The organism is Chitinivibrionales bacterium (genome assembly GCA_014728215.1).
Classification (GTDB): Bacteria; Fibrobacterota; Chitinivibrionia; order Chitinivibrionales; family WJKA01; genus WJKA01.
In genome coordinates this window covers 1-25,858 of sequence record WJLZ01000057.1, presented here as the reverse complement: position 1 = coordinate 25,858, position 25,858 = coordinate 1, and the positions used below count along the sequence as shown (strand labels likewise).

Sequence of the window (25,858 nt, the reverse complement as noted above, 5' to 3'; positions counted from 1 at the left end):
TCTGCCACACCTTGCCCCCGCTTTACTTTATCCAACTTCCGCAAACGATCGACAATTACATCGAGAAGGTCTGCGACACCTTTTCCATGGAGCGCAGAAATCGGCAGCGGATCACCCAGGCCCAGGGAAAAATACAGGTTTATATCATCAAGGGCACGAGGTGATTCGGCTTTATTGACGGCTAGAAATATCTTTTCACTCTGTGTTCGCCGTAAATGACGCGCAATGATCTCATCGAGGTCGGTAGGACCGGTACCGGCATCAACGATAAAAATGATAACATCAGATTCCTCTGCAGCAATGTCGACCTGCCTGCGAATCTCCGATGTCAACGCTTCCTTTGACGTTGGCGCCAGACCACCGGTGTCGGTTACTGTAAATTCAACACCGTTCCAGGATGCCTGTGCATAATTCCTGTCACGAGTCAAGCCTTCATAGTTGTCGACAACAGCCAGCTGCCTGCCGATAATCCGATTAAAAAGACACGATTTGCCCACATTGGGCCGTCCGACAATAGAGACAAGGGGAAGCACATTCAACTCCGGTAAACAAATCAATTATGGTACGTCAACACTCCCTAATTCATACCGCTCATGCGAACTGAGAGGACTGGCAAATACCAGCACATGAAAAGGCGGAAACAACGAATCTCCTGCAATAAGCGTATCAGATTGCGTCTGCGACTGAAAAGCTTCCTGCACTACTCCGTCACTGTCACTTACGGCAAATCCGCATTGAGAATCGAATGAATTAAGGTAAAATTTTCTTTTGTGCAGAGAAGGAATAAAATAATAATCGGTATCGGTTGCCAGCTCGATCATACCGAAAACTCTTCCGTTCAACTGGTTGGCTGTCGATATCGAATTATTCGGTTCCGATTCGGCAGGATGGGTAACAAACACGATCGAATCTGCATCGGGATAAAGTTCAAAGCCGTTTTCCGCCTTAATTGCATGGGCAAGTTTGATACAATAGCGGGTATTACCTTCAAGCATTCCGGTCACTCTGACCTCCAGCGTATCTTTCGAATCGTTTAGATATGCCGCATAGCCGGTTTGAAACGGTGGTGTCATCGCCAGCATGACCGTATCGACCGCCAGAGGAACTGAAAAAGCGATTTTAATGGCAGGAAATACCGAAACCGTATCCCCCCCCTTGTCTGCACGGATCATCGTAAGACGTTCATCATCATCGTCAACATTGATAACACAACTGCTGCCGCCGATAATCAGTAGAAAGGAGAGTAATGCAAGTTTTGTTGATCTGGTTCCCATTAACGTATAAAATACACCTTTTAACAAGCAAGTGCTTCATTTTTGTCCTGCTTTACGTACCTGTTTTTCCAGTCCTTCTCTCCAGGTTTCGGGACGGGTACAGAATTTATTTTGTGAGTGTATGAACACCCACCATCAAAAAGCCTGGTATTTCAATGTTTCCTTTGATCTTTTTCTTGCCGGTTACGACCTTTCAAAGTTGCAGCCGATTTTCAATGAATCGACAATATATTTCGCCTGTGTGGGAATGCGCCGCGACCGAATACTCCTGGATATCGAACCAGACCCTTCTTTTTTCCGGTATTTGGATGAGCATGAAATTGATTACCCCTTGCCCCTGAGCAGGGAGGATAATACAGCCGACCTGTCCGGTTCTCCCTGGGGATGGGACAGCAATGCCTGTTCCCGCTTCGAATCGCTGAATATTCACACCGATCATCCATCATTAGATACAGTCAAGAAAGTAAATTCACGGACATACAGTTTTGGTATCGGAGAAGAATTCGGTTATGGAGTTCCCGGCGCACGACTTTTTTGCAACAGCTCTGAGCTTTTTGCATTTCTCGAAAGAAAAGCAACCTATCCTTCGGTTATCAAACCCTTCCATGGGAATGCCGGAATCGGCTTCATGCATATGAAAGCCCCCGGCATGAGCCCGGCCGTCAAAAAAAGAATCGAAAATCTTTGCGCCCCGCACAATTACGGAGTCATTTATGAACCCTGGTTACAAAGAGCTGCCGATATCTCCACCCGGCTTACCATCAATAGAAACGGCACTTGTATCGATATATCGCATCACCAGACCCTCAACAACAGCGGCGGCGTTTTTTACGGGATCGTATTAGCGCCCAACAATAAAACGCTCACACCCTGGCGTGACCAGCTGGACACCATGGCCCATCGGATCGGCGCCTACCTTTTCGACGAAGGTTACTGGGGGCCGGTGGGAATCGATTCGATAGTATATGAAAAAAACGGCGCTCTCTCAATTGCCCTCTGTGTCGAAATAAATGCCCGCCGGGCCATGAGCATTATGGCCTATTCCTTACGGGAAAAACTGGCGCCGGATTCATGCTGCCTCTTTGAATTTGCCCAGTTAAAAAATTACAGGGATATCAACAGCTATACCAGACTTTCTTCTCTTGCTTTCAACCGAAAGACGAAAAAGGGAGTTTTTCTTTTTACTCCGCTATCCTTGCATGCCGACGGCCGGAAAACACCTCCGCAGAAAATCGGATTTTTCATTACCGCTCCCTCAATGCCCGAAATGTGGGAAATCGACACAAAACTTCGCTCAACGTTTAAAAAGAAACCGGGATCTCATCAATGAAACAATCCGTAAACCTTCTGGTTATCTGTGGTCCTAATGCTTCGGGTAAAACACACCTGGGAGTTATCCTTGCTCAAAAAACAGGGGGCGAAATAATATCAGCCGATTCCCGTCAGGTTTATCGCGGTATGGACATCGGAACCGGAAAAGAGATCTCGGAATACACGACGCCTCAGGGGGCTGTTCCCTTTCATCTTATCGATATCGTTGAACCTGATGAAATATATACCATCTATCATTACCAGAAAGATTTTTACCGCGTTTTCAGGGAAATCCAGGCTCGCAAGAAGCTTCCCCTCCTGGTAGGGGGAACCGGCTTATACATCGAAGCTGTTTTGAAATATTACAGAATTCCCAATGTTCCCGAAAATGAGCTGCTCCGAAAAGAGCTCATGAAAAAAGATACCCGCTCACTCCTTGAACAGCTCTATACCTTTGATTCGGCACAAGTGGAAAAAACCGATACGAGCAGTAAAAAACGGATTGTCCGGGCCATTGAAATAGCCATGTATGCCCAAGATCATGAAATAGAATGGGGATGTTCCAATCCGCCTGAAATCGTTCCCCTGGTTTTGGGAATACAGTGGGATCGACAAAAACTCCGCCAACGGATCGATAAACGTCTGAATGACCGTCTGAAAGAAGGGATGATCGATGAAGTTGGGGGCCTTATGAAGAAAGGAATTTCATCGCATCGCTTTTCTCTTTTCGGTATGGAATACAAATTCATCGCTCAATATCTGACGGGGAAATTGTCCTATGATGATATGGTAAAAGGACTTAGAAATGCCATCTGCCAACTTGCCAAACGACAGGAAACCTGGTTTCGGGGGATGGAGCGGCGGGGGGTTCCGGTCCATTGGATACACGAAGCCGATCCTGGTGAAGCTTTCAAAATTATTGAAAAACACACTTTTATTTATTGAACAGGTTTTCTTATACCCTGCGATCACTTATTTTCTGGAAATTAATGATTATACTAAATTCCTTTCTATTTCAGGCTCTGTTTCAATCTTTGACGACATAGCTGTCTCATTTTGAGGAGGTCCGATATTCTCTTTTCATCGATTGATATTCAAAAACTAATACACGATATTAAGCCCTTTCCTCATCGAATGAGTATCGATACGCTCTATCCCTGCGCCTATTATTATATGTATCTATCCCGGCGCCTGGAGGAAAAAACAACAGACCTTTTCCGTTCAGGAAAAGTCAAAGGTACGGTTACGATCAGTATCGGCAATGAGGCCACCGCTGTCGGAATGGCACTTCCTTTCCGCCACGGCACTGATGTTTTCAGCCTCCTGCAGCGCGATTTCGGTGCACACCTTGTAGCAGGACAAACGCCATTTAATCTTATGTGCCAATACATGGCCAATGCCAAGAGTCCCACTCATGGGAGGGAAGGGAATGTTCATCATGGTGATGCAAAGTCCCGTCGTTTCCCCATGATCAGCCATCTCGGCAATATGCTCGGCACGATTGTAGGAGGGGTATATGCAGCCCGTTTGAAGGGTGAGAATGCCTTTGGACTGACGGTAAGTGGTGACGGTGGAACGAGTACCGGCGATTTTCATGAATCGATCAATCTGGCTTCGGTACGCAAATGTCCGGTGCTTTTTCTAATTGAAAACAATCAGTATGCATTCTCAACACCGGTATCACTGCAGTATAATTGCGAGAAGCTTTCTGTTCGTGCAGCGAGTTATGGTATAAAGGGAAAAACGATCGACGGCACCAGTATAGAGGAAGTGTACACTGCTGTATGCGACGCCCTCGATTACATGAATGAAACATCACTGCCCTATCTTCTTGAATGCGACACCCTACGAATGAAAGGGCATGCGGTATATGATAACGCCGAATATATTTCGCCGGAACAGCAGGCAGCTATCAATGCCCGTGACCCACTTCCCAAAACCCGTGCCGCTCTTCTGGAAAAGTGTTCGATTTCAGAAGAAGCGCTGGTTCAGCTTGAACAAACTATTGATACCGAAATCGAAAGGGTCATCGCTCAGGCCTTACAAGTCGAACGCCCAACACCAAAACCGGCATGGGATATCTATGCTCCACCAAATGTTTTGTCAACAAAACCTTTTTCCGCATCCGGAATAAAACATCTTACCGGAGCGATCAACCTGGCGCTCGACCATATCCTAGAGAATAATCCGGAAGCTTTTTGCATTGGACAGGATATCGGTCCCTATGGATCGGCATTTAAAACCTGCAAGGGGCTTCACAAGAAATACGGTAACGACCGAATAATGGACATGCCGATCTGTGAATCGGCCTCAACCGGCTTTGCTCTGGGGGCATCGCAGACCGGCGGCAGGCCCATTTTCGAGTTTCAGTTTGCGGATTTTTCCACCGAAGCCGTTACTCAGTTAGGGCTTAATTCCGGAACATGGTATTTTCGTACAGGGACTCCTGCCCCTCTGCTTTTTCGCTTGCCCTGCGGCGGTGGAATTACTCTCGGGGCTTTTCACTCAGGAGAATTCGAGGGATTATGGTCCCGGTTTCCGGGCCTGAAACTGCTCTACCCCTTCACCCCTCAGGAGACCTTTGAAGCAATCGTTGCAGGTTATTATGATCTCAATCCCTGTATCGTTTTCGAACATAAACTCCTTTATGGTGCACAAAAGGGTGATATCGAATTTGACGGCAATCTTGAAAATGTCTGGCGCCCCCGTCACTATCACGAAGGTAACGACCTTACGGTTATAACCTGGGGAGCAATTGCCCGGCATGCTCTTCGGCTCGCCGAACAGGAAAACTATTCCCTTGACATTTGGAATCCCTTTGTTTTTTCACCGATACATTGGAAATCCCTGGCCGATTCGGTACACAAAACAGGACGGCTTCTGGTTGTGCAGGAAAGCGGAGTAACGGCCGGATTGGGTAACCATATTATATCAACGCTGACCAGGGAGTGCTTCTCAGATTTGAAAACCGCACCGATGCTGATCGCCGCGCCGGATAGTCCTGTTCCTTTTGCGCAAGAACTGGAATCTCAGTATTTACCGAGCTTGGACCATATCCGTTCTGCTGTTAAAAACATGATTGGAGCCACACAATGAGCACTGAACGATTCACAACCGCATTACGTCTTCCGGCCCAGGCTGCCGCCGAAACCGAAGCAACATTGATCAAATGGCATATCTCACCCGGCGATACTTTCACTAAAGGGAAGGTGCTTGCAGAAGCCGAAAGTGCAAAATCATCATTTACCTTTGAAGCACCCTGCGACGGGACTGTTAAATCAATCCTGTGCCGGGAAGGAAACACCTCGAGTTTCGATGATCCGGTGATTGAAATTGAAACGGACGATATATCGGTCAAAGAACCGCAATCCGCCCCGGAAGCACTTCAATCTGAAGAACAGCTGAACACCGGCATGTCGGTTCAACTTAAAGAAAATTCCGATGAAAATTCAAAGACTGTCGGCATACTAGGTATCGGAGGCTATCTTCCTAAAACAGTCGTCACCAACAAAGACCTCCTGGGCGAATTTCCTGATGTAACCGAAGATTATATCTTTGGTGTCACCGGTATCAGAGAACGTCGGTGGGCAAACCCCGATGAGCGACCTTCCGATATGGCCCTGATCGCATCACAGGAAGCGATCAAAAAATCCGGCATGAAGGCCGAGGATATTGATGCGATTATTTTATCGACCACTACTCCCGATTTTGTCATGCCAGCAACAGCATGTATCCTCCAGCAGAAACTTGGGTTGCGTGGAATTCCTGCTTTCGACCTCAATGCAGCCTGTTCCGGATGGCTCTATGCTATCTCGGTGGCCCGGGGGATGATTTATACCGGAACCGCACGAAACATTCTGACATGCGCAGTCGACATGCAGTCGCGGCTTCTGGATAAAAAAGACAAAAGCTCGCTATTCCTTTTTGGTGACGGCGCCGGGGCGGCGGTCATTTCGGCCACCGATTCGGGACATACAATACAACGAGAGTTTATCACCGCGGATTCTCAGGGACTTCGCATGGCCCGGCGGGAATACCCCGGCTACGAATTGCCCGAAAACACCGACTCATTCGATCCCTGTATTCGGATTGACGGCCGCGCACTGTTCAAATTCGCTACCGACAGCTTCTCTTCTATTATCCGTGAGGTTGTCGAAAAAAGCGGCTGGAAACCCGAAGAAATCAACTGGGTCGTTCCCCATCAGGCAAACGGCAGAATCCTGAAAGCGGCGGCGACAAAAAGCGGAATACCTTTTGAACGATTTTATTTAAATATCGACCGGGTAGGCAATACCTCGAGCGCGAGCATACCACTGGCCCTGATCGAAATCGAAAAATATCTCAAGAAAAACGATAAGATAGTATTCTGTACTGTCGGGGCCGGCATTACCGCCGCGGCCATGTCGATTAAATGGTAATGAAAGCAGTTGCACAATATGGCGGAGATTTCCTCTGAAGGGCACAGGAGACGGCTTCTCGAACGATACAGGAATAACGGGTTATCCTCCCTTCAGGACTATGAAATAATCGAACTGCTGCTAACGTATATAATCCCCCGCAAGGACACGAAAAAAACGGCCAAGGCTCTCCTGGGCAATCATAGAAATATCAGTGAACTGCTCCATGTCGATCCTGCCGAACTCCGCAAAGCCCCCGGAATAACCGAACGCGGCGCCGCCCTTTTTACCCTGCTGAGGGATATTATCGCCTACTGTCTCAAAGAAAAATATGAAAGCAAACCCATAATCACTCATCGCAAAGATGTTGAAGAGTATCTCCGATTTCACTACGGCAACCAGAAAACCGAATATATTGCAGTTATCTATCTCGACAACGCACACAGAATCATAGCAACCGAGAAAGTATCTGAAGGAACTACGAATCAATGTGTCATTTATCCTCGTACTATACTGGAACAGGCACTGCAGAAGAAAGCGGCATCGCTGATACTGGCCCATAACCATCCGGGGGGCACGCTGGAATGTTCCGAAGCCGACTGGAAAATCACTAAGCGGTTGTTTCAGATCTGCAAACTTCTGGAAACACCGCTTCTGGATCATATTATTATATCAAAGGAAAAAGTAATCAGTTTAAGAGAACTACCTCGATGGCCCAATTAAACACAACGTTTAGTAAATCATTCGGCACCCAGCAACAACTGTCCGATTATGCAAACACCGGTATCAGCGCACGCAATGACTCGCTGGAATTCAAAGAGGTAACAACCGGAATTGGGTGCATGGAATATGTTTTCATGCAAATCGAAATATATGTATAATCGAAGAATACCCGGGTTGAACAGCAAGCTTTATCCGGCATGTTACAATCTCGAATTTGCTTTGAACGGCGGGCGACTTTGGTTTTTTTGGTCTGATTTACTATTTTGATTTACAAAACGTCTACAACCGGGAGAATATCCTGCAGTATCTGTTTATAGACGGTACCAAAAACCGGAATGAGATATATCAGCACCCCAGTTTCCTGTCAGGAGGATTAATTATTGGTTTTTAGACCCGAACTTTCATGGGAATTTCTTTCAGCAGATGAGATTCAAAAGCGTACCCTTCGGGCCCTGCGTAATCACGTACGGCATTTGAAAGAGGTGTCGATTTATTATCAGGAACAGCTCAAAGATATCACACCTGATGACATTACTTCCTTCGATGAATTCCACAAGCTTCCCTTTACGGAAAAGAGCATTGTGGCTGAAAAGACCGGAAACTTTCTCGGTGTTTCTGAAGAACATGTCGTCGAGACGGTAATTACCAGCGGTTCGACCGGCAAGCCAATGGCTTTTTCGCTCACCGCGTCCGACCTGGACCGTCTGGCTTACAATGAAGCTCTCTGTTTTTATGGGGCGGGAGTGACCGCAAAAGATCGTGTCCAGATTTTTGTTTCTCTCGACCGGCTTTCTATCGCCGGCATTGCCTCTTATCGGGGCCTGACCATGCTGGGAGCTAATACTGCCCGAATCGGTGTATTGTCCGCCGATATGCAGCACCAGTATCTCGAAATGCTCAAGCCGAGTGTTATCATAGGTGTTCCGTCGGGTCTTAAAAAACTGGCAACCGAATTAAACGACCGGAATTTCGACACACGCAATTCGAGCATCACCCGTCTCTTCTGTATCGGAGAAAGTGTCCGCTCGCAGGACATGCAGCTCAATACCCTGGGAAAAAGCCTCGAAGAAATGTATCGGGCGCAGGTATTTTCTACCTACGGTAACACCGAACTTTCGATTGCTTACTGTGAATGTACGACCCAACGGGGTGGCCATGCTCATCCGGAACTGGTATATACTGAAATTGTTGATGATGAAGGAAAATGTGTCCCCGACGGGACCCCGGGAGAACTGGTCGCTACGTCACTGGGTGTTGAAGGGATGCCGCTGCTGCGCTATCGGACCGGCGACATTACCTTCAAGATCAGTGATACGTGTGCTTGTGGAAGAAATGCCTGCCGTATCGGTCCGATCCTTGCACGAAAATCACAGATGATCAAAATCAGAGGCGCCAGCGTTTATCCATCGATTATTGCCGGTGTACTCGATGAGTTTGATGAAATCGATGATTTTATTATCATCCTTGAAGGAAATAATTCATCCTCAGATCAGGTAACGATTCATGCCGCAGTATCACCGAGTATGGTCCCTTCCATATCGGAGCGGCTTCGGAGCCAGGCACGGGTCCATCTTCCCATCCTGGTCTCAAACAAAGCAACCATACAATCGATGAGGGGTGAAAGCCGGAATAAAATCCAGGTAATCGACAAAAGAATAAAGTAGAAAATAGAATCGAGCATTTCAAATCATTGCCTGTACCAATGGATTATCAGAAACAATCCCCTGCCGTTGTCGCTATCATTCCCGCCTGGAGTAACGCCGGAACACTGAAACCGCTTCTCGAGCAGATTGCGGAATACCCGCTCGATATTATTGTTGTCAACAATGGTTCCCCGGATGATACATCGGCGGTCGTACACTCGACTTTTGTCACTCATTCTATCGAATCTGCCGGCAAAAAAGGTAAAGGTGATGCATTGCGCGCAGGATTTACACGTGCTTATGAGCAGGGCTATTCTCATGCGATCACCCTTGATTCCGACAGTCGGCATTTGCCGGAGGATATACCTGTCATTTTGAAAAAAATCAAGGAAAATCCGGAAACATTATGGGTCGGCAACAGAATCATCGATGAAGAGAAAGATAATCGGTCTCTTCAAAACCGGGTCCGAAACAACTTTGATTCTCTCTGGTATAAGTTTAATACCGGCAACACGATCGATGATCCTCATTGCGGTTTCCGGGCCTATCCTCTGCAATTAATCAAAGATATCGAATGCAAAGGCACAGGAAATGAATTCGAAATTGAAATGTTGACTTATGCGGTATGGAATGGGATTACCGTTTCTCAAATACCGGTCCATAGTGTGCCTTTTGATTCGGGAAAAGGGGTACCGCATTTCCGTACGATGATCGATTATTTCAGGGCCAGCCGAACCAAATTCAAAGCATCACTGATACGCATCTTTTTGCCCTGGAGAACTATCCATGCACCCGGAAAGAGTGCAAAGGAAAAACTGATTCATCTGGTCAAAAGCGAACTCAAAGCTCATTCAACTCCCAGACGGGCGGCGGCATCCCTTGCCCTGGGGGTGTTTATGTCTCTTTTTCCTATACTCGGCTTTCAGGTGTTGACTGTTATGGCCCTTGCATTTATCTTCAAGCTCAACCGCCCCCTTGCATTTTTAGGAGTGTCGCTTTCCTCACCGCCCATGCTTCCCTTTCTTATCGCCCTGGCCATCGGCATTGGAAAGCTGATAGTTCCCCCGGATATTGTGCAATTGTCGATAAATGCCCGCGCTGCAACATTTTTTCAATACGGTATCGAATGGTTTATCGGCAGTATCATTCTTTCGATTGCAGCGGGAATCGTGACCTTTATACTGGCCTATCCCGCATTTTCAAAAATCAGGCAGGCACGGGGGCAGATGAAAGAAGGAAGGAATAATATATTGAACTGAGCATATTGCACAGAAGCTATTTTACAAGATATAGTATAACTCCTTCATAACGCTACCACCTATAATATTAGGTTCTTGTTTTACCTCTTAGAATGGATATATTTTTACACCTTGTTTCTGTGCATCAAGAAGGTATGATCAATGGCTAAAAAGAACGTTTCTATTTATGATGAAAGCAAAATTAAGACCCTCAGTTCCCTGGAGCATATTCGTCTTCGAACCGGCATGTATATCGGCAGGCTTGGCGACGGCAGTAATCCTGATGACGGGATCTATGTATTGCTCAAAGAGGTCATCGATAATTCCATCGATGAATACATCATGGGTTTTGGCAAAAAAATCGATATCGACATAAAGGAGAACCGGGTAAAAATTTGTGATTATGGACGCGGGATTCCCCTGGGGAAGGTAATCGAGTGTGTCTCTGTGATCAACACGGGGGCCAAGTATAATGATGATGTTTTCCAGTTCAGTGTGGGTCTCAATGGGGTGGGCACCAAGGCGGTCAATGCACTGTCTTCGGAATTTCGTGTGTGTGCCTTTCGAAAGGGTCAGTATTTCGAGGCCAATTTTGTGCGGGGGAAACTGAAATCAAAGAAACAGGGCAAGGCGCCCAAACAACCGGACGGTACTCTGATTGAATTTTTGCCCGATGAAGAAATATTTGAAGAGTACAGCTTTAATTTCGAATATGTCGAGCAGCGGATCTGGAATTACGCCTATCTCAACAGCGGCCTTCGGCTCTATTTCAACAAGCAGAAATTCGAGTCCAAAAACGGACTTTTAGACCTGCTCGGTAATGAAGTGGGTCAGAATGCGCTGTATGATATTGGTCATTACAAAACCAAGCAGCTGGAATTCTCTCTTACTCACACATCGAACTACGGTGAAACATACTTTTCCTTTGTTAATGGCCAGCACACTTCCGACGGCGGTTCGCACCTCAGCGCATTCCGCGAGGGCATACTCAAAGGAATCAATGAATATTTCAAGAAAAATTATTCGGGCGTTGATGTTCGTGAAGGAATTGCCGGGGCCATTGCAATCAAACTGAAAAACCCGGTTTTCGAATCGCAGACCAAAAACAAGCTTGGCAATGCGGAGATTCGCGGCTGGATTGTGGGCGAAGTAAAATCGGGCGTGGTTGATTTTCTTCATAAAAACAGCGATGCGGCAAAAAAAGTCGAAGCAAAAATAGTCCAGAATGAAAAGCTTCGCAAGGAACTCAATGTCGTTAAGAAAGAGGCCAAGGAAGCTGCCAAGAAGATTGAAATAAAGATACCTAACCTCAAAGATTCGAAATATCACCTCTACGATTCGAAACACGGAGAGAAAACACAGATTTTCCTCACCGAAGGTCAGTCGGCTGCCGGTTCCATCGTCTCTTCACGGGATCCGAAAATACAAGCTATTTTTTCCCTGAGAGGTAAGCCGCAGAATGTGTTTGGTAAAAGCAAAGCGGCTATCTACAAAAATGAAGAGCTGTTTAATGTCATGATGACGCTCGGTATTGAAAACGGCATTGAAAACCTTCGCTACAGCAAGGTTATTATCGCGACCGACGCCGACGTCGACGGGTTCCATATCCGCAACCTTCTCCTTACCTATTTTCTGAATTATTTCGAAGATCTCGTTGTTGCCGGACATGTGTATATCCTCGAGACGCCGCTTTTCCGGGTAAGAAATAAAAAAGAGACCAGATATTGCTACAGCGAAAAAGAACGGAACGCAGCGATCAAAGAAATCAGCCATCCTGAAGTGACCCGATTTAAGGGTCTTGGAGAAATATCGCCCAAAGAATTCGGTCAGTTTATCGGCGACAACATACGGCTTATTGAAGTCAATATCAAATCAATCAAAATGATCCGGAACACCCTCGATTTTTACATGGGCAAAAACACCCCGGACCGTCGTGAATTTATCATGGAGAACCTCGTTTAATGGCTTACATTCACAATCTGTTCAATACGAATTTTTTAGAATACGCATCCTATGTTATTAAAGACCGGGCTATTCCACATATCAACGATGGATTAAAGCCGGTACAACGCCGCATTCTCCATTCCCTTCATGAAATGGATGACGGCAAGTTCAACAAGGTGGCCAATGTCGTGGGTCACTGTATGCGGTATCATCCTCACGGTGATGCTTCAATAGGTGCGGCGCTGGTAGGGCTGTCAAATAAAGATCTGTTTATCGACAAGCAGGGTAATTTCGGTAACATATTCACCGGTGATGAAGCATCGGCTGCGCGATATATCGAGTGTCGTCTCTCACACCTGGCCCGTGAAGTTCTTTTCAATCCGAGCATTACCGAATATGAGCCATCCTATGACGGACGCAATAAGGAACCGGTCACCTTGCCGGCAAAAGTTCCGGTCCTCTTAGCACAGGGCGCCGAGGGTATTGCCGTGGGTATGGCAACCCATATCCTGCCCCATAATTTTATCGAACTTCTGGAAGCTGAAATCGCGTTTATCAATGATGAACAGCTGCTGCTCTTTCCCGATTTTGCCACCGGCGGTCTGGCCGACGTATCGGAATATAACGACGGTAACGGTAAAGTGCTGGTACGGGCAAATCTCGATACAACGGATCCCAAAAAAATAATCATCAAGCAGCTTCCACACGGCGCCACCACCCAGAGTATTATTTCATCTATCGAAAATGCAGCAAAAAAGAATAAACTGAAAATCGCCGGTATCAGTGACTATACGGCAGAAGATGTTGAGATTGAAATCCGCCTGGCCCGGGGAGTGCATTCCAAAGAAACGGTCGACGCACTCTATGCTTTTACCGATTGTGAGAATTCAATCAGTGTCAATTGCATCGTTATTGTTGACGGTAAGCCAAAAGTGATGACCGTCACCGAAATAATTCAGCATAATGCCCGACAGCTGATAAAAGTTCTTATCGCCGAACTCAAACTCGAACTGGGTCAATTGCGAGACAAGCTCCATGCAAAAACCCTGGAACAGATATTTATCGAAAACCGGATCTATAAGGAAATTGAAGATCAAAAAACCGCCGATGCGGTGGTTAAAGCCGTGTTCAACGGCCTCAAGCCTTTTAAATCACAGATCAAACGGGAAGTTACCAGAGAGGATGTCGATACGCTGCTGAAAATTCCGATCAGACGCATATCACAATATGATATCGATCGTGCCAAAAAAGAAATGCGGGAGATTAAAAATCGGCTTAAAGAAATAAAACATCACCTCGAGCATATCAACGATTATGCCATCTCTTTTCTTGAAGGCATTATTGAAAAATATAAAAACCAGTTCCCCCGGAAAACCGAGCTTATCTCTTTTGAAAAAGTAGATGTCAAGGATGCTGCGCAGCGGAATCTCAAGCTCCGTTACGATAAAGATACCGGCTATCTCGGATACGAGGTCAACAGCGGCAACGTTCTTTTCGATGTTTCCCAGTACGACCGCATTCTGGTCATCCGCAAATCCGGCGCCTATTCGGTAACCGATGTCCCCGATAAGATGTTTGTGGACAAGGGCATGCTTTACTGCGGATTCATGGACAAAGAAACCGCATCGAATACGGTCTTTAATGTTATCTATAAAGATACAAAGACCGGTGCGCCCTATTTCAAACGCTGCAAAATCGAGAAGTACATCCTTAACAAAGGTTATTCCATCGTGCCGGAGAACGGTGTCCCGGTCAAACTCACCACCGATTCATCGCTCGCTATCGATGTGGAATACAAACCCAAACCGCGGGTCCGGGTGCTCAACGAGACATTCAATATTTCCGACTTTCTCGTTAAGGGCGTAAAAGCCACGGGTGTCAGGCTGGCAAACAGGGAGCTGAAGAGTGCGAAGTTTGTGAAGGGGGAGTAGGTAATTAAAATCGGGCTTCGATTCGCTCTATTCTATCGGGCAGTAGTTGGAGTTTCTCTTCCTGAGAATTAATTATTTTCTGCACCGCCTTCAGAAAATTAGTCTTTATCCGCCTAAAGGGAGCCTTTTTATATATTCAAGGTCCATTTTTGGTACTAAAATAGTAAAAGTAGCCTGTCGCAAAAAATATCCTGAATGAAATGGAAGATGATTCTCCAATTTTGCTGCCTGAACAGCTATTGCTGTCTTTCAAGATTAGCCTCCGGCCTTCAGGACAGGGGAGAAACAAATACGTTATGCTTCCTTTTCTTTGCCCGGTAAATCCGCCTCAAGCTCGGCCTGGGCATCCACAACATCACGGTTAACAAGCTCAAGGGCTTCGTGCATTCTGTCTGAAATGATCGGGTCGGGGAGCTTGTCTCTGAGGGTTCGAAGGAGCTGGATTATCATTCGCAAAACGCGGATCATATCGCCTTCGGGAAACCCAAAGCTCTGAAGTTCCGTGAAGGTACACTCCTTGGCCCAGGCGAAAATTGGTGCGGCAAGGGAAAAATTCATTTCACTGATGGGGAACTCGATATTATGCCGGATCTCCTGCCTGCGAAGTTTCTTTATGATCTTTGCAGCCTCGAAGGTAAGCATTACGTTTGAAGGTGTCGTTTCTTTATTCTTCCGGCTTTCTTCGGTAACCAGCGCACCGAGCACGACCGGAAACTGATCGACAGGGCATGTATCGAAACTATGAGTATAGTAAAGCTCTGCAGCCTGAATTTCGTATCCGCTGACCGCCGCCGCAAGTTTGCCCTTATCGGTAAGCAAGGTACCGTCCAGAAAACCGGTATCCTGAAGGAACCGGATTCTGTTGTGTATCTGGTTTTCTTCCCGTCGATATGATTTTGTAAGAGCAAACGTTCCTTTTTTGAAATTACTGAAACTCAACCTGAACATTTCCATCATTTTATCACCGAATTGACTATACAGATTGAGAATTGTTGCATAGGAAGCGAAAAACTGACTGGTAATCTTCTCATTTTTTCCATACATCAGCCGTTCGATTTCCCGGGGATCGGTCGCTTCGGGAATTATCTGTGCGTACACATGCCCGACATCATCCATACCCCGCCTGCCGGCCCGTCCGGCCATCTGATTATACTCACGGGTCATCAGATAACTGAATTCGACGCCATCGAACTTTTCCACCTGATCGAAAACCACCGCTTTGGCCGGCATATTGATACCCAGAGCAAACGTAGAGGTACTGAACAGCAGCTTGATCAGCCCGCTGGTAAACAGCCGCTCGACAATCTCCTTTGCAGCCGGAAGCATTCCCGCGTGATGATAGGCGCAGCCAGACTCCCACAACTGACGCATATTACCGAGCCCTTCGTAGCTTTGCAATCCGTACTGGCTTACCAGTTGATTAACCAATTCTTTCAGCCGGGCATGCTCCTCTTGGGCGAGAAGATCAAGTCGGCTGTGAAGTTCAGCATTTCGTTCGCACGCCCGGCGGTTGAAACAGAAATAGAGCGCGGGCAAATGTTCTTCCTGAATAAGTCGACTGACAATCTTGTGTGATGACGGTTTGCGCCGTAGAAATTTTTTGCGTTCATTATAATTCTTCTTGAATTTCTTCCGGATTCCTTTAATGGTAATATTGCCGTACTTGGGACTGAACAAGTAATGTTTCAAAGGGACCGGCCGATGATGTTCTTCGATGATATGAAATCTGGTGTGCCTTACTTTGCTCATCCAGTCGGCGATTTCATGGATATTGGGGACCGTTGCACTGAGACATAAGAATCTGATATTTTGCGGAGCCAGAATAATGGATTCTTCCCATACCGTTCCCCGTTCAGGATCATCAAGAAAATGGATTTCATCAAAAATGGCATAATAGACTTCATTTAGACGGGGAGATTTTTCCAAAATCAGATTCCGGAAAATCTCGGTTGTCATTATAAGAAGACGGCCCTCGGGATTGATGGTAACATCACCGGTATGGATCCCCACAGCCTCTTCGCCGAAACGAGCACGGAAATCTCTGAATTTCTGGTTGGAAAGCGTTTTAATGGGCGCGGTGTAGACAATCCGCAAGCCCTTGTCCATGGCGGCTTCAACTGCATACTCTGCTATAAGCGTCTTGCCGCACCCGGTGGGCGCTGCCACGATTAATGATTCACCCTGATTAATTGCTTCAACCGCCTGTTCCTGAAAGGGATCGAGTGTGTATCCTAAATACTGCATGAATAATTCTTTTATGGTACAATAACTGGTAAAGTGTGATAAAACGAAACAAACATCTTGCTATACTTGAAAATATTATATCTAAGCGTCTGATGTAAGACTTAGAAGCATAAAGATTAATTTTAATAGAACAATGCCTTCAACCAGTATACCATTAACAGCCTTCCATACCAGACGAATCCGGATATCAGTCGCCGTGATATTCGGATTATCTTTGATTACCGCCCACTTTCTTCCCCCGATATTTTCATCTTTTTTTCAGAGTCAGACAACCATTCTCTGGATCGAAATTTTGCTCATTGCTCTGGGAGGCAGCCTGTACCCGGACCCTGCAACCAGCGCCACCGGCACAATTTATGGCCCAATTTTCTTCTATGTAAGTGGCTTTCTCGACAGGTGTATCCCCGGCAACCTGTTTTCCGGACGGCTCATTTCTCTTGCGTCAACACTTGTTTCCTGCTTTTTTGTGTACAAAACAGCAGTTTTAATCCATAAAAACAGAATAACCGCTTTCTGGGGGATGTGCCTGTTCCTGTCGACCTATGCAATTGCAGGCAAATTCTACGATCTTATTGCTGTCGACCCACTGCTCATGTGTTTGTGCACTGCTGCCCTTTATTTCCTGTTGAAAAATACTCCCGGGGGAGATTTTCGGGCGCTTGTATTCATGTGTATCGCATCCTTTACGAAACAGACCGCTGTTTTGCCACTGGTCACCGTAATCGTGTTTATGATAGTATCTCGAAGAAAACTCTGGACCTGGACACCTCTTTTGGCCAGCATAATCTTTGGAACAGGGTTGCTCATTGTCACCAATAGATTTGCCTGGACCTATTTAGTGACCCTGCCGTCATCGCATACGTTCCGCGGTTTCATCGAGCGTCCCGAATTAATCCGTCTTTTTATACTCCAGCTCCCCCTCTGGATTGGATTCTGGTTTTACGTTTTTCGTACTAAAAACCTTCGCTTTTGTGCTTTTTCATTCACGCTACTGATAATCGGAATTATGGGATTACTGAAAGGGGGCGGATGGATCAATGCTTTTTTTCCATTCCAGCCGGTACTATGCATCGGTGCGTCGGCGGCATTGAGCCGATGGAAACCGCTTCTTGTGATTCAGCTTATTCTCGGTCTCTACAACCCCACTGGCGCTCTCTATCCTTTGCAAACGATTCGTGATACCGACAGAAAAGCGGTTGAAACGGCACGGTCTGTTGACGGCCCGGTCTGGTTTCCTTCCGAATCATATCTCTGGAAAAGAGCCGGCAAACAGGAGTGGGACCATTATGCAGCCTTAGACAATCTCACTTGGGCCGGGCTTGATATTCCCCGAAGAATTATTCTTGCGGTAGAAAACAGACATTTTGATTTGATCATAATGAGAAAAGACAAGCATACATCGTTCATGCGACTCGACAGGAAATTATCTCAGCTTATAAGACGTAATTATATTTATTCACGTGATGGTGGGCTGGTGATTTACCGGCCCGGCGCTATTCATCACAAAGAAAGATTTTTGCAGGAGAAAATGTGATTATGAAAAATTTTTTCCGATGGCGGCTGCGAAAATTCGCCACTGTACTCAGCCGGATAATGCCTGTCCGCCAAGCACAGGGAAAACCGCAAAGGATTCTCTGTATAATCTCCGGAGGTATGGGCGACCGGCTTATGGCCTTACCGGCCCTGCGGAACATTAAAAACACCTGGCCCGCTGCATCGGTAACGGTCCTCTGGACACACGGATCCCTTGACATTGTCGATAACGAGTTCGATGCAACTATGGCCAATTCGTCTCAAAAACCATTCAAGTCGATCGGTATTGCATCACGCCCATGGGACTTGGTCTATGTCAACATAATCGGTATTTACACTGTATTTACCGAGTTTCTTGTCGCCCTCAGCCGGGCGCCTGTCCGTATCGGCCCGACGGTACCCACACCTCCCTATACAAAAAATGTCTATACTACCACATATAATATCAATTCACCTGCTCATGCGACAATCACTAATATGTTGTGGAGCAAAACGCCGCCGGAGAGGCCGCAGTTTTATCCGGTAGCTATTCCCAGGGTCGCAAAAGTAAAAAAACGTATCGGAATACATCCCGGAGTCAAAAAAGGATATGAAATAAAGCAGTGGCCTGTAGAAAATTTCGCTACCCTTGCTCGTCTCCTGCACAATGAAGGCGCTGAAATACTGATTTTATTTGGTCCCGATGAATCCGGCGGGGTCCGCTCTGCATTCAAAGACCTGCCGGTTTCGATCCATACCCCCACTACCGAACGTGAACTTTTTGAAACCATTGCATCCTTAAACCTGTTTATCGGTAACGATTCGGGCCCCGGTCATGTGGCGGCCTCGGTGGGAACGAATGTGATCGTCTTATTCGGTCCTACCGATCCCCAAAAAGTCGCGCCGGTTTTCAAAAAAGGTGAAATAATCCGAATTGAATGCGCTTGTGCACCCTGTTTTGAAACGCCGGAAAAGTGCACTAATACCTATGCGTGTATGAAAGGAATAGGTATTGATCGAGTGGTTGCATCAGCCAAAAAGATGTTAGGCTGACAAATTAGTCTGCAGAAATAAAAATCAGGCTCGAATATCGAGATCATCGGTCGGCATCCGGGTTGTCATGGATTTATTCCGCTCGGAAGCCTTATCCCCGGCGCTGTGGGAATACTCTTTCACTGCATATTGGCGTTGATCTGAGGAAAACCCGTTTTTCCATACATCGAGAATATCGTTACTCTGCACCATGCCTGTCTCGAGTGTATCCTTAATGCCGCCGGTGTGGTCCACATTGATATTGAGAACCTTTGAAACACCTCTCTTCAGTATCTGATTACCACTTTCCGCAACAAGATCGCGATAATTCCGTGCTTCATGCCTGAAAACGGCATCGGTACCGAATGTTTGGGCGGTTTCCTTGACAATCTGTTTCATATCGCCCTTTGAGGTCCAGCTGTTTCTTTCCATGGCCCTTTCATGAACAAACTCACTTTTGGAAAAACCGGATTCAATGTTCCCTGTACGCATAGTTGCTTCCCCTGCGATAGTAGTAATGAACGCTTTTTAATTATATCTGAAAAAGGATGAAAGATCAAGCATGAAAATTGGTAAAAACAATCAGGAATGAGCCGGTTTTCGGCGTTTCACGAGGCCAAACTATTATGTTTTTCCTTCTGGAGTGGATTGCGGATAACCCGGGTACTGTTATCCTTGCAGTTAAACCAGAGATAAAGACCGTTTATTTCTATAGTGAAGCAGTCTGATAGCGTTTGCCGTCCGGCACAGGGTGTAATCGGTCCGTGAAGTTTCACTGCCTTTTGGATGGCCTCTTTTTTCAGCATTCTCATCGATTTCCGCCTGTGTGATTTGCCTTGTCCAAAATGATCCGGTTTCAATTTTTTCCTTGCCTTTCAGACACTTCGGTTCAATTTTTGGGCTGTTGTTAAAATTAGCTAAATCATACCATCTGTTGTATTTCTTGTCAATAAAAACTCAACATTTTGTTATTTTTTGGTGGTTTTACGGCTACTTTTTTCTGCAAAATTGTTATACTATTACTTTATGTGATATGACCTATTTTATTTAAATCTATCTACTTAAATAGCGGTTTTTTTCTGTGGTTAGCAACGATGTTTTTTTGCGGAAATGGCGGAAAACTGGAGGGTTCGTCAGGATTGCCGATTTGATTCATTCGAAGGATGATAATGAACATATACTTTGCGAAGCATATCAATATCTCTGGTTAACGTATTTTCTACGTCGGTGGCAATTCGATCGCCTTCGATAACGCTTAGCGTTCCCTTTACCCCGATTGTAATATTTGCTACCAGGTAAGGTCCGAAACGGTGTGCATGCACTTCCTCAACCTTTTCGAGACCGTTGATATCGGCTAATGCCCGGGATATCTGCTCTGCAAGCTGGTTACTCGGCACACTGTCCATGAGATCATCGGAAGCATCTCTTAGAATGCCGAACCCGGTATTGACGACTACCCCGGCAACCAGTGCGCCTGCGACCGGGTCGGCCCACCGGAGCCCGACCATGCCCAGACCGATACCCACGGCAGCTCCCAGGGAAGCAAAAATGTCGTTTCGATGGTCCCGGGCAAGGGCATTTACCGCAAGGTTATTTGTCGCAGTACCGACATTTTTCGCATGAATCATTAACATTACTTTTATCAATATCGTTGCAACAGCGACAATCAGCGAAATACCCCTGACAGGCATGTCCCCGGTTCTTCCGGCAAAGAGATCGTAGGCTGCATTTACCGAATCCCAGAAAATCGCAATCCCTGTTGTGAGGACAAAGGCACCAACTACCAGTGCGGCAATAGTCTCATACTGATAATGGCCATAGGGATGTTCCTTATCGGCCGGTTTGCCGGACAGGCGCACGAAAAGTTTTACTACAACAAAATAGACAGCATCTGAGACCGAGTTGACACCATCGGCGAGCAATGCCTGACTGTGGCCGAGAATTCCGGTGACAACCTTGGCTGCCGCAAGAATGGCATTACCGGCCAGCCCGACATTGACCACGCGCTGGGCCCTTTTCTGACGGCCGACAAAATCTTTGTGAACAGAAGAATTGAGTGGTTTATTCGCCATCTCAGTTGCTTTTACAACATCGGAATCCGGTCTGGGGTTTGGCGCCACCGCCGACTCCGGGAGATACGGTGGTGCATTTTGACAAGGGACCACCCATGAGCATGGGTTCATCGTTCTCGTCGGTAACCCATTCAAAAATATTTCCGACCATATCATACACGCCGAACTTGCTGACACATTTCCTCATACTACCCGCCTCTTTCAGAGGCTTTATCCCCTTGGTATTACAGTTGTCATCATTACGGTTCCATCCGTAGGGATAGGTGTAACCATCAAGACCGGTGCATGCCCATTTCCATTCTCTTACCGTGCACAACCGCTTCCCCTGGTCCTCACAAAGCTTCTGAGCCTGATCGTAGGAAACATTTCCTTTGGGCAAAGCACCTTCACGATTGGGATATTCGTATTTATCGATACACACCTTGAAGAAGGGACGGTCCGGTTTTCCGGGCGGTATATCAACCAGAATCATGCCTTCAGGACAGAACAGACTCTTACTGTAGCGTTCGATTTCCGAAAGTTCTTCATCCTTTTTATGTCGGATCTGGCGTTTGACATTTCTGTAAGCAACGTTCACCACTTCGTTGTCAATCGTTTTGAACCGTATGCTCGATCCATTGTCGGATACGATTTCACCGGCATAGACTATATCCTCAAGTGCACGGCCATACTCATCTGTTTTTAGATTCCGGACAACAAGTGTATCAAAGGGGCCTTTGGGTTTTTTCGGCGCAGATGCTGCAGCAGGCTCTTCCTCAGGCGTTTCGACAACTGTCGAAATCTGGGCAATGGCCTCCTTGGTAATCGGTATTTCGGAGCCCTCGATGTCGAGTTTAAGCTGCTCGGGCGTAATAACTGCCGGAAGACCGGTGAGTGTAGAGCCATTTTTGAGCTGAACCTCAATTTTCAACCCCTCGGCGGAACGGCGGGATAACTGATCGAAAGTCAGAATTTCCGATTCACTGATTCCACCGGAAGCGGTATGGCCAACCCCCTGAGTCGTAATTTTTTCCGGAAGTTTGAGCAGTTCATATTCAACAATAAGTGATTTTTTAAACTTAAACGGCTCGCCGTTTGTCGTTTCGATTACAATTGAGGTATCATCGACAATTTCGGCAGTCCCGACAAACTCATCGCCTGTCGAGAGAACCACCCGGTATTTCCCCTTTTCAACGATATCAGAGGGATCGGCGCCGGTTGAAAAGGAGGTACTTTCTGTAGAACTTCCGGTGGTTGATACCGGAGTATAAGAGGCGCCGGTCTGAGCCCACCATTGCCGCCACGCATTCTTGTCGGCACCCAGATCCTGTCCGGTAATTCGCGCCAATGCACAATGGCCGGCATTAACAGTGAGGGTAACGTAAATATCAACAAGTGCTTCAACGATCCGGCCGCCTTCACCAACCTGCTTTTCAATAAAATCCACTTCATGAGAAGCCTCGACAAATCGCTCGCACTTTACAAGACTGTTATATTCCAGAAGATAACCCGAGAGAAGAAATTTGTTTTTTAGTGAGACAACTTCAGTGGAGATATGGTCATTAAACCCTCCCTGGCCGGGCATGTAATGAACTCCCCGCTCGATAAGGACATGCACCGCCCGGGGAAAAACTTCAATCAGGGCGGGAATCGCTTCACGGGCCTCCCATCCCATATCACCCAACGCGATTGCAGCTCGAATGCTTTTTACCGCATCCTGCTTCTCCTGATTACCGGCCATCATAATTTCAGACGCAGAATAGGGCGTCTTGTTGTGATTCGCCGCGGCATCCTGTGACCAGTATGTTGTCGGACCGCTTTTTATGTCTTCAATTAATTGGCCAACGCGATCACCATAGGCCTGATAAATGGAACAAAAAATTGCAAGCGACAAGAGTTCCAATCTCCATCTGCCCCCTCCCTTTGCGAATAAGCAGAATGTCATATACGTAAGCCTCCTCTTAAACTCTATAGTAAGTCGAACTCAAAAGATCTGTTGCCAAAACACAAAGGCACAAACAATTAAAATAGCAATTAATCAGACCTCTTCACTGAGCAATGCAAGGTTCGATAATAAAGATACCTTATCAGGTACATCAAAAACCAAATTAAATTCCGGTAAAATTGCGTAAAAGGTAAAATAAAATTCAGTCACCCCCCTTGTCTGCCGTATCATATTTCTTTTTATTGGAAAACAGATATAGGGTAATCCCTGTCGAGCAGATCAGGAGAATTGTGCCCTGCATAAATCTGAGAAACATATAATGCCCCAGACCAAAACAGAAGCAGAAAAGCGCGATCGTTCCGAGAGTCCATTGCAAAACGACACGCACCAGATGGGGGTTCCATTCTATTTCGGGATGAGCCTTTGCAATCGGACCCCATAATTGAGGAAAGGGTTTTACCTTTTTGCAGAAGCCCGCAAGATGTTCCCGTGAGGTCGGCCGGGTAAAAAACGTGATTATCATCGATGACAGCAGGCTGGCCGAAAAGACGAAAAGAAATCGCCAGGCCCATTTCATTTCTTTCAAGGGAGTGACATACATAACCAGACTTCCTGCAGCAGCGATTGTCAGCGCAGACAGCTCAGACCAGGCATTGATACGCCACCAGAACCAGCGCAACACCATGATTACCCCATACCCGGCAGTCATCATCGAGAGTGTCAGCCATGCTCCGGCAACCGATTCCTGAATCATTGCTATGCCAACAGCAATCAGAAGCATCAACATGGTCGAAACCTGCGATGCCCGTACATAATGTTTTTTTGAAGCATTTTTTGCCACAAAGCGTTTGTAGAGATCATTAACCATATATGAAGCGCCATAGTTGATATGTGTATCGACTGTGGACATGAATGCGGCAATCAATGATGCCAGCATGAGGCCGAGGATACCGGTGGGCATGATCTCGACGATCAGCCGGGCATACCCCACACCGGTTCCGGCCTGTGCCGCAGTCAGTTCAGGATAAGCGACCAGCGCGGCGAGGGCGACAAAAATCATGGGCCAGTAATTAAATCCGAATGCCACGACTGCAAAAAGAAATGTCGCTTTTGATGCATGCTGCTCATCTTTGGATGCGATAATACGCTGCAATATGGCCGGAGGAGGATTACCCCACCATTTCAATGTAATAAAAACCGCAAAGGTGGCAAAAAAAGGTGACGCAACACTGGGAAAAAAGCTGAGTCGCTGCGCACATTCAACATCACCATAGCGAGTGCACAGGCCTTTTACAATCTGTTCGACACCTCCAACATGGCGCCAGGCAAAAATCGCCAGGGTAAGAGATCCGATAGTACCAATGAAAAACTGAATCAGATCGGTTGCCGCAATCCCCCACAATCCGGAAGCTGCTGTATATGCCAGGGTGAATACCAAAATGATTCCCAGAACCGCGTATGGATTTGCCTGAGGAATAACCGCTTTGCTGAGTGTCAAAACGGCCTTCAGAATCCACCCCAGAGTCCATGCATTAACCAGTATTCCAAAATAAACACCTTTAAACCCGCGCAGTACCGCAGCAGGTTTGCCGTCATAGCGTAACTCGGCAATTTCGGCCGGAGAAAGAATTTCACTCCGTCGCAGCATGGCTGAAAAGACAAATGCACCAAGCATCCCAGCTCCGCCCAGAACAAAAGACCAGGCATACCATACCCCGGGAATGCCGTAATTGGCAACCATCCCGGCAATACCGATCGGCGTGTCGATGGCAAAGGCTGAAGCGATCATGGTTGTCCCGGCCAGCCACCACGGAAGGCTCCTGCCGGAGACAAAAAACTCCTGAATGCTTTGTGTGCCCTTTTTTGAGAAAATCAGCCCTAAAATGATGGTCAGTACAAGATAAAAAACAAGTATTATCCAGTCGATTGTATGAAGATACATAGTAATAAACTAAACGATTGACCGGATAAGATGTTAATTTTTTTAAGGTTAAGCGCCTATTTGATAAAAAAGGCGGAGCAAAAAAATTGTTGATATTTTTCCTAAAGTTTTTTATAATAATGCCGATACTATAAAAGGGGAAGTTATAAGTCTGCAGAAAGCACAAACAGGGAGGTGCACAATGCAAATCAACAGCCATATCGGGCCGGGGTTCGGGCTTGGTCAAAACAAGACCGTCAAAACCCTCGGCAAAACCAACCGCAAGCTGGGCAAAATTCTGGAAAAACTTGCCACTGCCCAGCGAATAAACCGGGCAAGCGATGATGCTGCCGGATTATCAATTTCCGAACAACTCCGGACCCAGATCCGCGGCTTTAAAACAGCCTCAAACAACGTTGCTGATGCCATGTCGGCACTGAATATTGCCGACGGCACCGCTACAGAGGCATCATCAATGGTGCAGCGCCAGAGGGAATTGGCACTCCAGGCCCAAAACGATACCCTTACCGATGACCAGCGCCAGCAGATCGATATCGAATATCAGCAACTGACCGAGGAAATCGACAGAATTGCTCAATCGAGCGAATTTAACACCCAGGATGTTGCTACAGGAGAGGGGCTTGCTTCAGGAGATGCTCAAATCCAGGTGGGACCCAACGCCGGCGATCAGG

21 protein-coding genes are annotated in these 25,858 nt (G+C 46.6%); 13 read left to right on the top strand and 8 right to left on the bottom strand.

Annotated features, from left to right (window positions below; translation table 11 throughout):
- Together GF401_03945 and GF401_03940 are read right to left on the bottom strand one after the other, a co-directional pair.
- The coding region (locus tag GF401_03945; protein ID MBD3344198.1) for a GTP-binding protein at window positions 1-557 on the bottom strand (557 nt) is incomplete at its 3' end.
- Entirely contained in the window at window positions 558-1,274 is a 717-nt protein-coding gene (locus GF401_03940; GenBank protein MBD3344197.1) for a hypothetical protein, read from the bottom strand.
- A gap of 121 nt (window positions 1,275-1,395) precedes the next feature.
- Here GF401_03940 and GF401_03935 point away from each other — a divergent pair, with 121 nt between their 5' ends.
- The 10 genes from GF401_03935 to GF401_03890 all read left to right on the top strand — a co-directional run bounded on the left by GF401_03935 (window position 1,396) and on the right by GF401_03890 (window position 14,461).
- On the top strand, window positions 1,396-2,604 hold the full coding sequence (locus tag GF401_03935) for a hypothetical protein (protein MBD3344196.1): 1,209 nt from the start codon (window positions 1,396-1,398) through the stop codon (window positions 2,602-2,604).
- Complete coding sequence (gene miaA, locus GF401_03930; GenBank protein ID MBD3344195.1) at window positions 2,601-3,530, top strand: tRNA (adenosine(37)-N6)-dimethylallyltransferase MiaA; 930 nt, start codon at window positions 2,601-2,603, stop codon at window positions 3,528-3,530. Before GF401_03935 ends, miaA begins: the two co-directional genes overlap by 4 nt.
- 111 nt (window positions 3,531-3,641) lie before the next feature.
- Window positions 3,642-5,681: a transketolase gene (locus GF401_03925; GenBank protein MBD3344194.1), complete on the top strand. Its 2,040-nt coding sequence runs from the start codon at window positions 3,642-3,644 to the stop codon at window positions 5,679-5,681.
- Window positions 5,678-7,003: a beta-ketoacyl-ACP synthase III gene (fabH, locus tag GF401_03920; protein ID MBD3344193.1), complete on the top strand. Its 1,326-nt coding sequence runs from the start codon at window positions 5,678-5,680 to the stop codon at window positions 7,001-7,003. Before GF401_03925 ends, fabH begins: the two co-directional genes overlap by 4 nt.
- A gap of 18 nt (window positions 7,004-7,021) precedes the next feature.
- Window positions 7,022-7,705 (top strand): DNA repair protein RadC, encoded by a 684-nt coding sequence (gene radC / locus GF401_03915; GenBank protein MBD3344192.1) that lies wholly within the window; start codon window positions 7,022-7,024, stop codon window positions 7,703-7,705.
- Window positions 7,693-7,863, top strand: a complete 171-nt coding sequence (locus GF401_03910; GenBank protein MBD3344191.1) for a hypothetical protein — start codon at window positions 7,693-7,695, stop codon at window positions 7,861-7,863. The genes radC and GF401_03910 overlap by 13 nt, the downstream gene beginning before the upstream one ends.
- A 222-nt stretch (window positions 7,864-8,085) precedes the next feature.
- A complete protein-coding gene (locus GF401_03905) occupies window positions 8,086-9,369 on the top strand; it encodes an AMP-binding protein (protein MBD3344190.1) in 1,284 nt (427 codons plus the stop codon).
- Between the two features lie 38 nt (window positions 9,370-9,407).
- Window positions 9,408-10,607, top strand: coding sequence for a DUF2062 domain-containing protein (locus GF401_03900; protein MBD3344189.1), 1,200 nt, complete (start codon window positions 9,408-9,410; stop codon window positions 10,605-10,607).
- 141 nt (window positions 10,608-10,748) lie between these two features.
- Window positions 10,749-12,548: a type IIA DNA topoisomerase subunit B gene (locus GF401_03895; protein ID MBD3344188.1), complete on the top strand. Its 1,800-nt coding sequence runs from the start codon at window positions 10,749-10,751 to the stop codon at window positions 12,546-12,548.
- Window positions 12,548-14,461 carry a DNA topoisomerase IV subunit A gene (locus tag GF401_03890; protein MBD3344187.1) on the top strand — a complete coding sequence of 638 codons (1,914 nt, stop codon included), beginning with the start codon at window positions 12,548-12,550 and terminating at the stop codon, window positions 14,459-14,461. Before GF401_03895 ends, GF401_03890 begins: the two co-directional genes overlap by 1 nt.
- Window positions 14,462-14,755: 294 nt before the next feature.
- Here the strand turns inward: GF401_03890 and GF401_03885 are convergent, their stop codons facing one another.
- Window positions 14,756-16,705 (bottom strand): DEAD/DEAH box helicase, encoded by a 1,950-nt coding sequence (locus GF401_03885; GenBank protein ID MBD3344186.1) that lies wholly within the window; start codon window positions 16,703-16,705, stop codon window positions 14,756-14,758.
- A gap of 133 nt (window positions 16,706-16,838) precedes the next feature.
- Between GF401_03885 and GF401_03880 the strand changes: the two genes are divergently transcribed.
- Window positions 16,839-18,239, top strand: coding sequence for a hypothetical protein (locus tag GF401_03880; GenBank protein ID MBD3344185.1), 1,401 nt, complete (start codon window positions 16,839-16,841; stop codon window positions 18,237-18,239).
- 2 nt (window positions 18,240-18,241) lie between these two features.
- Window positions 18,242-19,270 carry a hypothetical protein gene (locus GF401_03875; protein ID MBD3344184.1) on the top strand — a complete coding sequence of 343 codons (1,029 nt, stop codon included), beginning with the start codon at window positions 18,242-18,244 and terminating at the stop codon, window positions 19,268-19,270.
- Window positions 19,271-19,294: 24 nt separating this feature from the next.
- On the opposite strand, the gene GF401_03870 is transcribed toward GF401_03875, so the two are convergent.
- The 5 genes from GF401_03870 to GF401_03850 form a co-directional block, all read right to left on the bottom strand.
- Window positions 19,295-19,741, bottom strand: coding sequence for a hypothetical protein (locus tag GF401_03870; protein ID MBD3344183.1), 447 nt, complete (start codon window positions 19,739-19,741; stop codon window positions 19,295-19,297).
- A gap of 116 nt (window positions 19,742-19,857) precedes the next feature.
- Complete coding sequence (locus GF401_03865; protein MBD3344182.1) at window positions 19,858-20,061, bottom strand: hypothetical protein; 204 nt, start codon at window positions 20,059-20,061, stop codon at window positions 19,858-19,860.
- A gap of 321 nt (window positions 20,062-20,382) precedes the next feature.
- A complete protein-coding gene (locus GF401_03860; protein ID MBD3344181.1) occupies window positions 20,383-21,477 on the bottom strand; it encodes a cation diffusion facilitator family transporter in 1,095 nt (364 codons plus the stop codon).
- Window positions 21,323-23,245, bottom strand: a complete 1,923-nt coding sequence (locus tag GF401_03855) for an SUMF1/EgtB/PvdO family nonheme iron enzyme (protein ID MBD3344180.1) — start codon at window positions 23,243-23,245, stop codon at window positions 21,323-21,325. Before GF401_03855 ends, GF401_03860 begins: the two co-directional genes overlap by 155 nt.
- A gap of 202 nt (window positions 23,246-23,447) precedes the next feature.
- A complete protein-coding gene (locus GF401_03850; protein MBD3344179.1) occupies window positions 23,448-25,187 on the bottom strand; it encodes a hypothetical protein in 1,740 nt (579 codons plus the stop codon).
- Between the two features lie 181 nt (window positions 25,188-25,368).
- Between GF401_03850 and GF401_03845 the strand changes: the two genes are divergently transcribed.
- Window positions 25,369-25,858 (top strand): flagellin (locus GF401_03845; GenBank protein MBD3344178.1); only part of this gene is annotated, 490 nt, incomplete at its 3' end.

Coding starts and splice junctions, on each gene's coding strand:
- GF401_03875 (MBD3344184.1), top strand. CDS start 18,242: ATGAAAAATTTTTTCCGATGGCGGCTGCGAAAATTCGCCACTGTACTC.
- GF401_03890 (MBD3344187.1), top strand. CDS start 12,548: ATGGCTTACATTCACAATCTGTTCAATACGAATTTTTTAGAATACGCA.
- GF401_03850 (MBD3344179.1), bottom strand. CDS start 25,187: ATGTATCTTCATACAATCGACTGGATAATACTTGTTTTTTATCTTGTA.
- GF401_03895 (MBD3344188.1), top strand. CDS start 10,749: ATGGCTAAAAAGAACGTTTCTATTTATGATGAAAGCAAAATTAAGACC.
- GF401_03910 (MBD3344191.1), top strand. CDS start 7,693: ATGGCCCAATTAAACACAACGTTTAGTAAATCATTCGGCACCCAGCAA.
- GF401_03900 (MBD3344189.1), top strand. CDS start 9,408: ATGGATTATCAGAAACAATCCCCTGCCGTTGTCGCTATCATTCCCGCC.
- GF401_03880 (MBD3344185.1), top strand. CDS start 16,839: ATGCCTTCAACCAGTATACCATTAACAGCCTTCCATACCAGACGAATC.
- GF401_03860 (MBD3344181.1), bottom strand. CDS start 21,477: ATGATATGGTCGGAAATATTTTTGAATGGGTTACCGACGAGAACGATG.
- GF401_03865 (MBD3344182.1), bottom strand. CDS start 20,061: ATGAGAATGCTGAAAAAAGAGGCCATCCAAAAGGCAGTGAAACTTCAC.
- GF401_03855 (MBD3344180.1), bottom strand. CDS start 23,245: ATGACATTCTGCTTATTCGCAAAGGGAGGGGGCAGATGGAGATTGGAA.
- fabH (MBD3344193.1), top strand. CDS start 5,678: ATGAGCACTGAACGATTCACAACCGCATTACGTCTTCCGGCCCAGGCT.
- miaA (MBD3344195.1), top strand. CDS start 2,601: ATGAAACAATCCGTAAACCTTCTGGTTATCTGTGGTCCTAATGCTTCG.
- GF401_03870 (MBD3344183.1), bottom strand. CDS start 19,741: ATGCGTACAGGGAACATTGAATCCGGTTTTTCCAAAAGTGAGTTTGTT.
- GF401_03885 (MBD3344186.1), bottom strand. CDS start 16,705: ATGCAGTATTTAGGATACACACTCGATCCCTTTCAGGAACAGGCGGTT.
- GF401_03940 (MBD3344197.1), bottom strand. CDS start 1,274: ATGGGAACCAGATCAACAAAACTTGCATTACTCTCCTTTCTACTGATT.
- GF401_03935 (MBD3344196.1), top strand. CDS start 1,396: ATGAACACCCACCATCAAAAAGCCTGGTATTTCAATGTTTCCTTTGAT.
- radC (MBD3344192.1), top strand. CDS start 7,022: ATGGCGGAGATTTCCTCTGAAGGGCACAGGAGACGGCTTCTCGAACGA.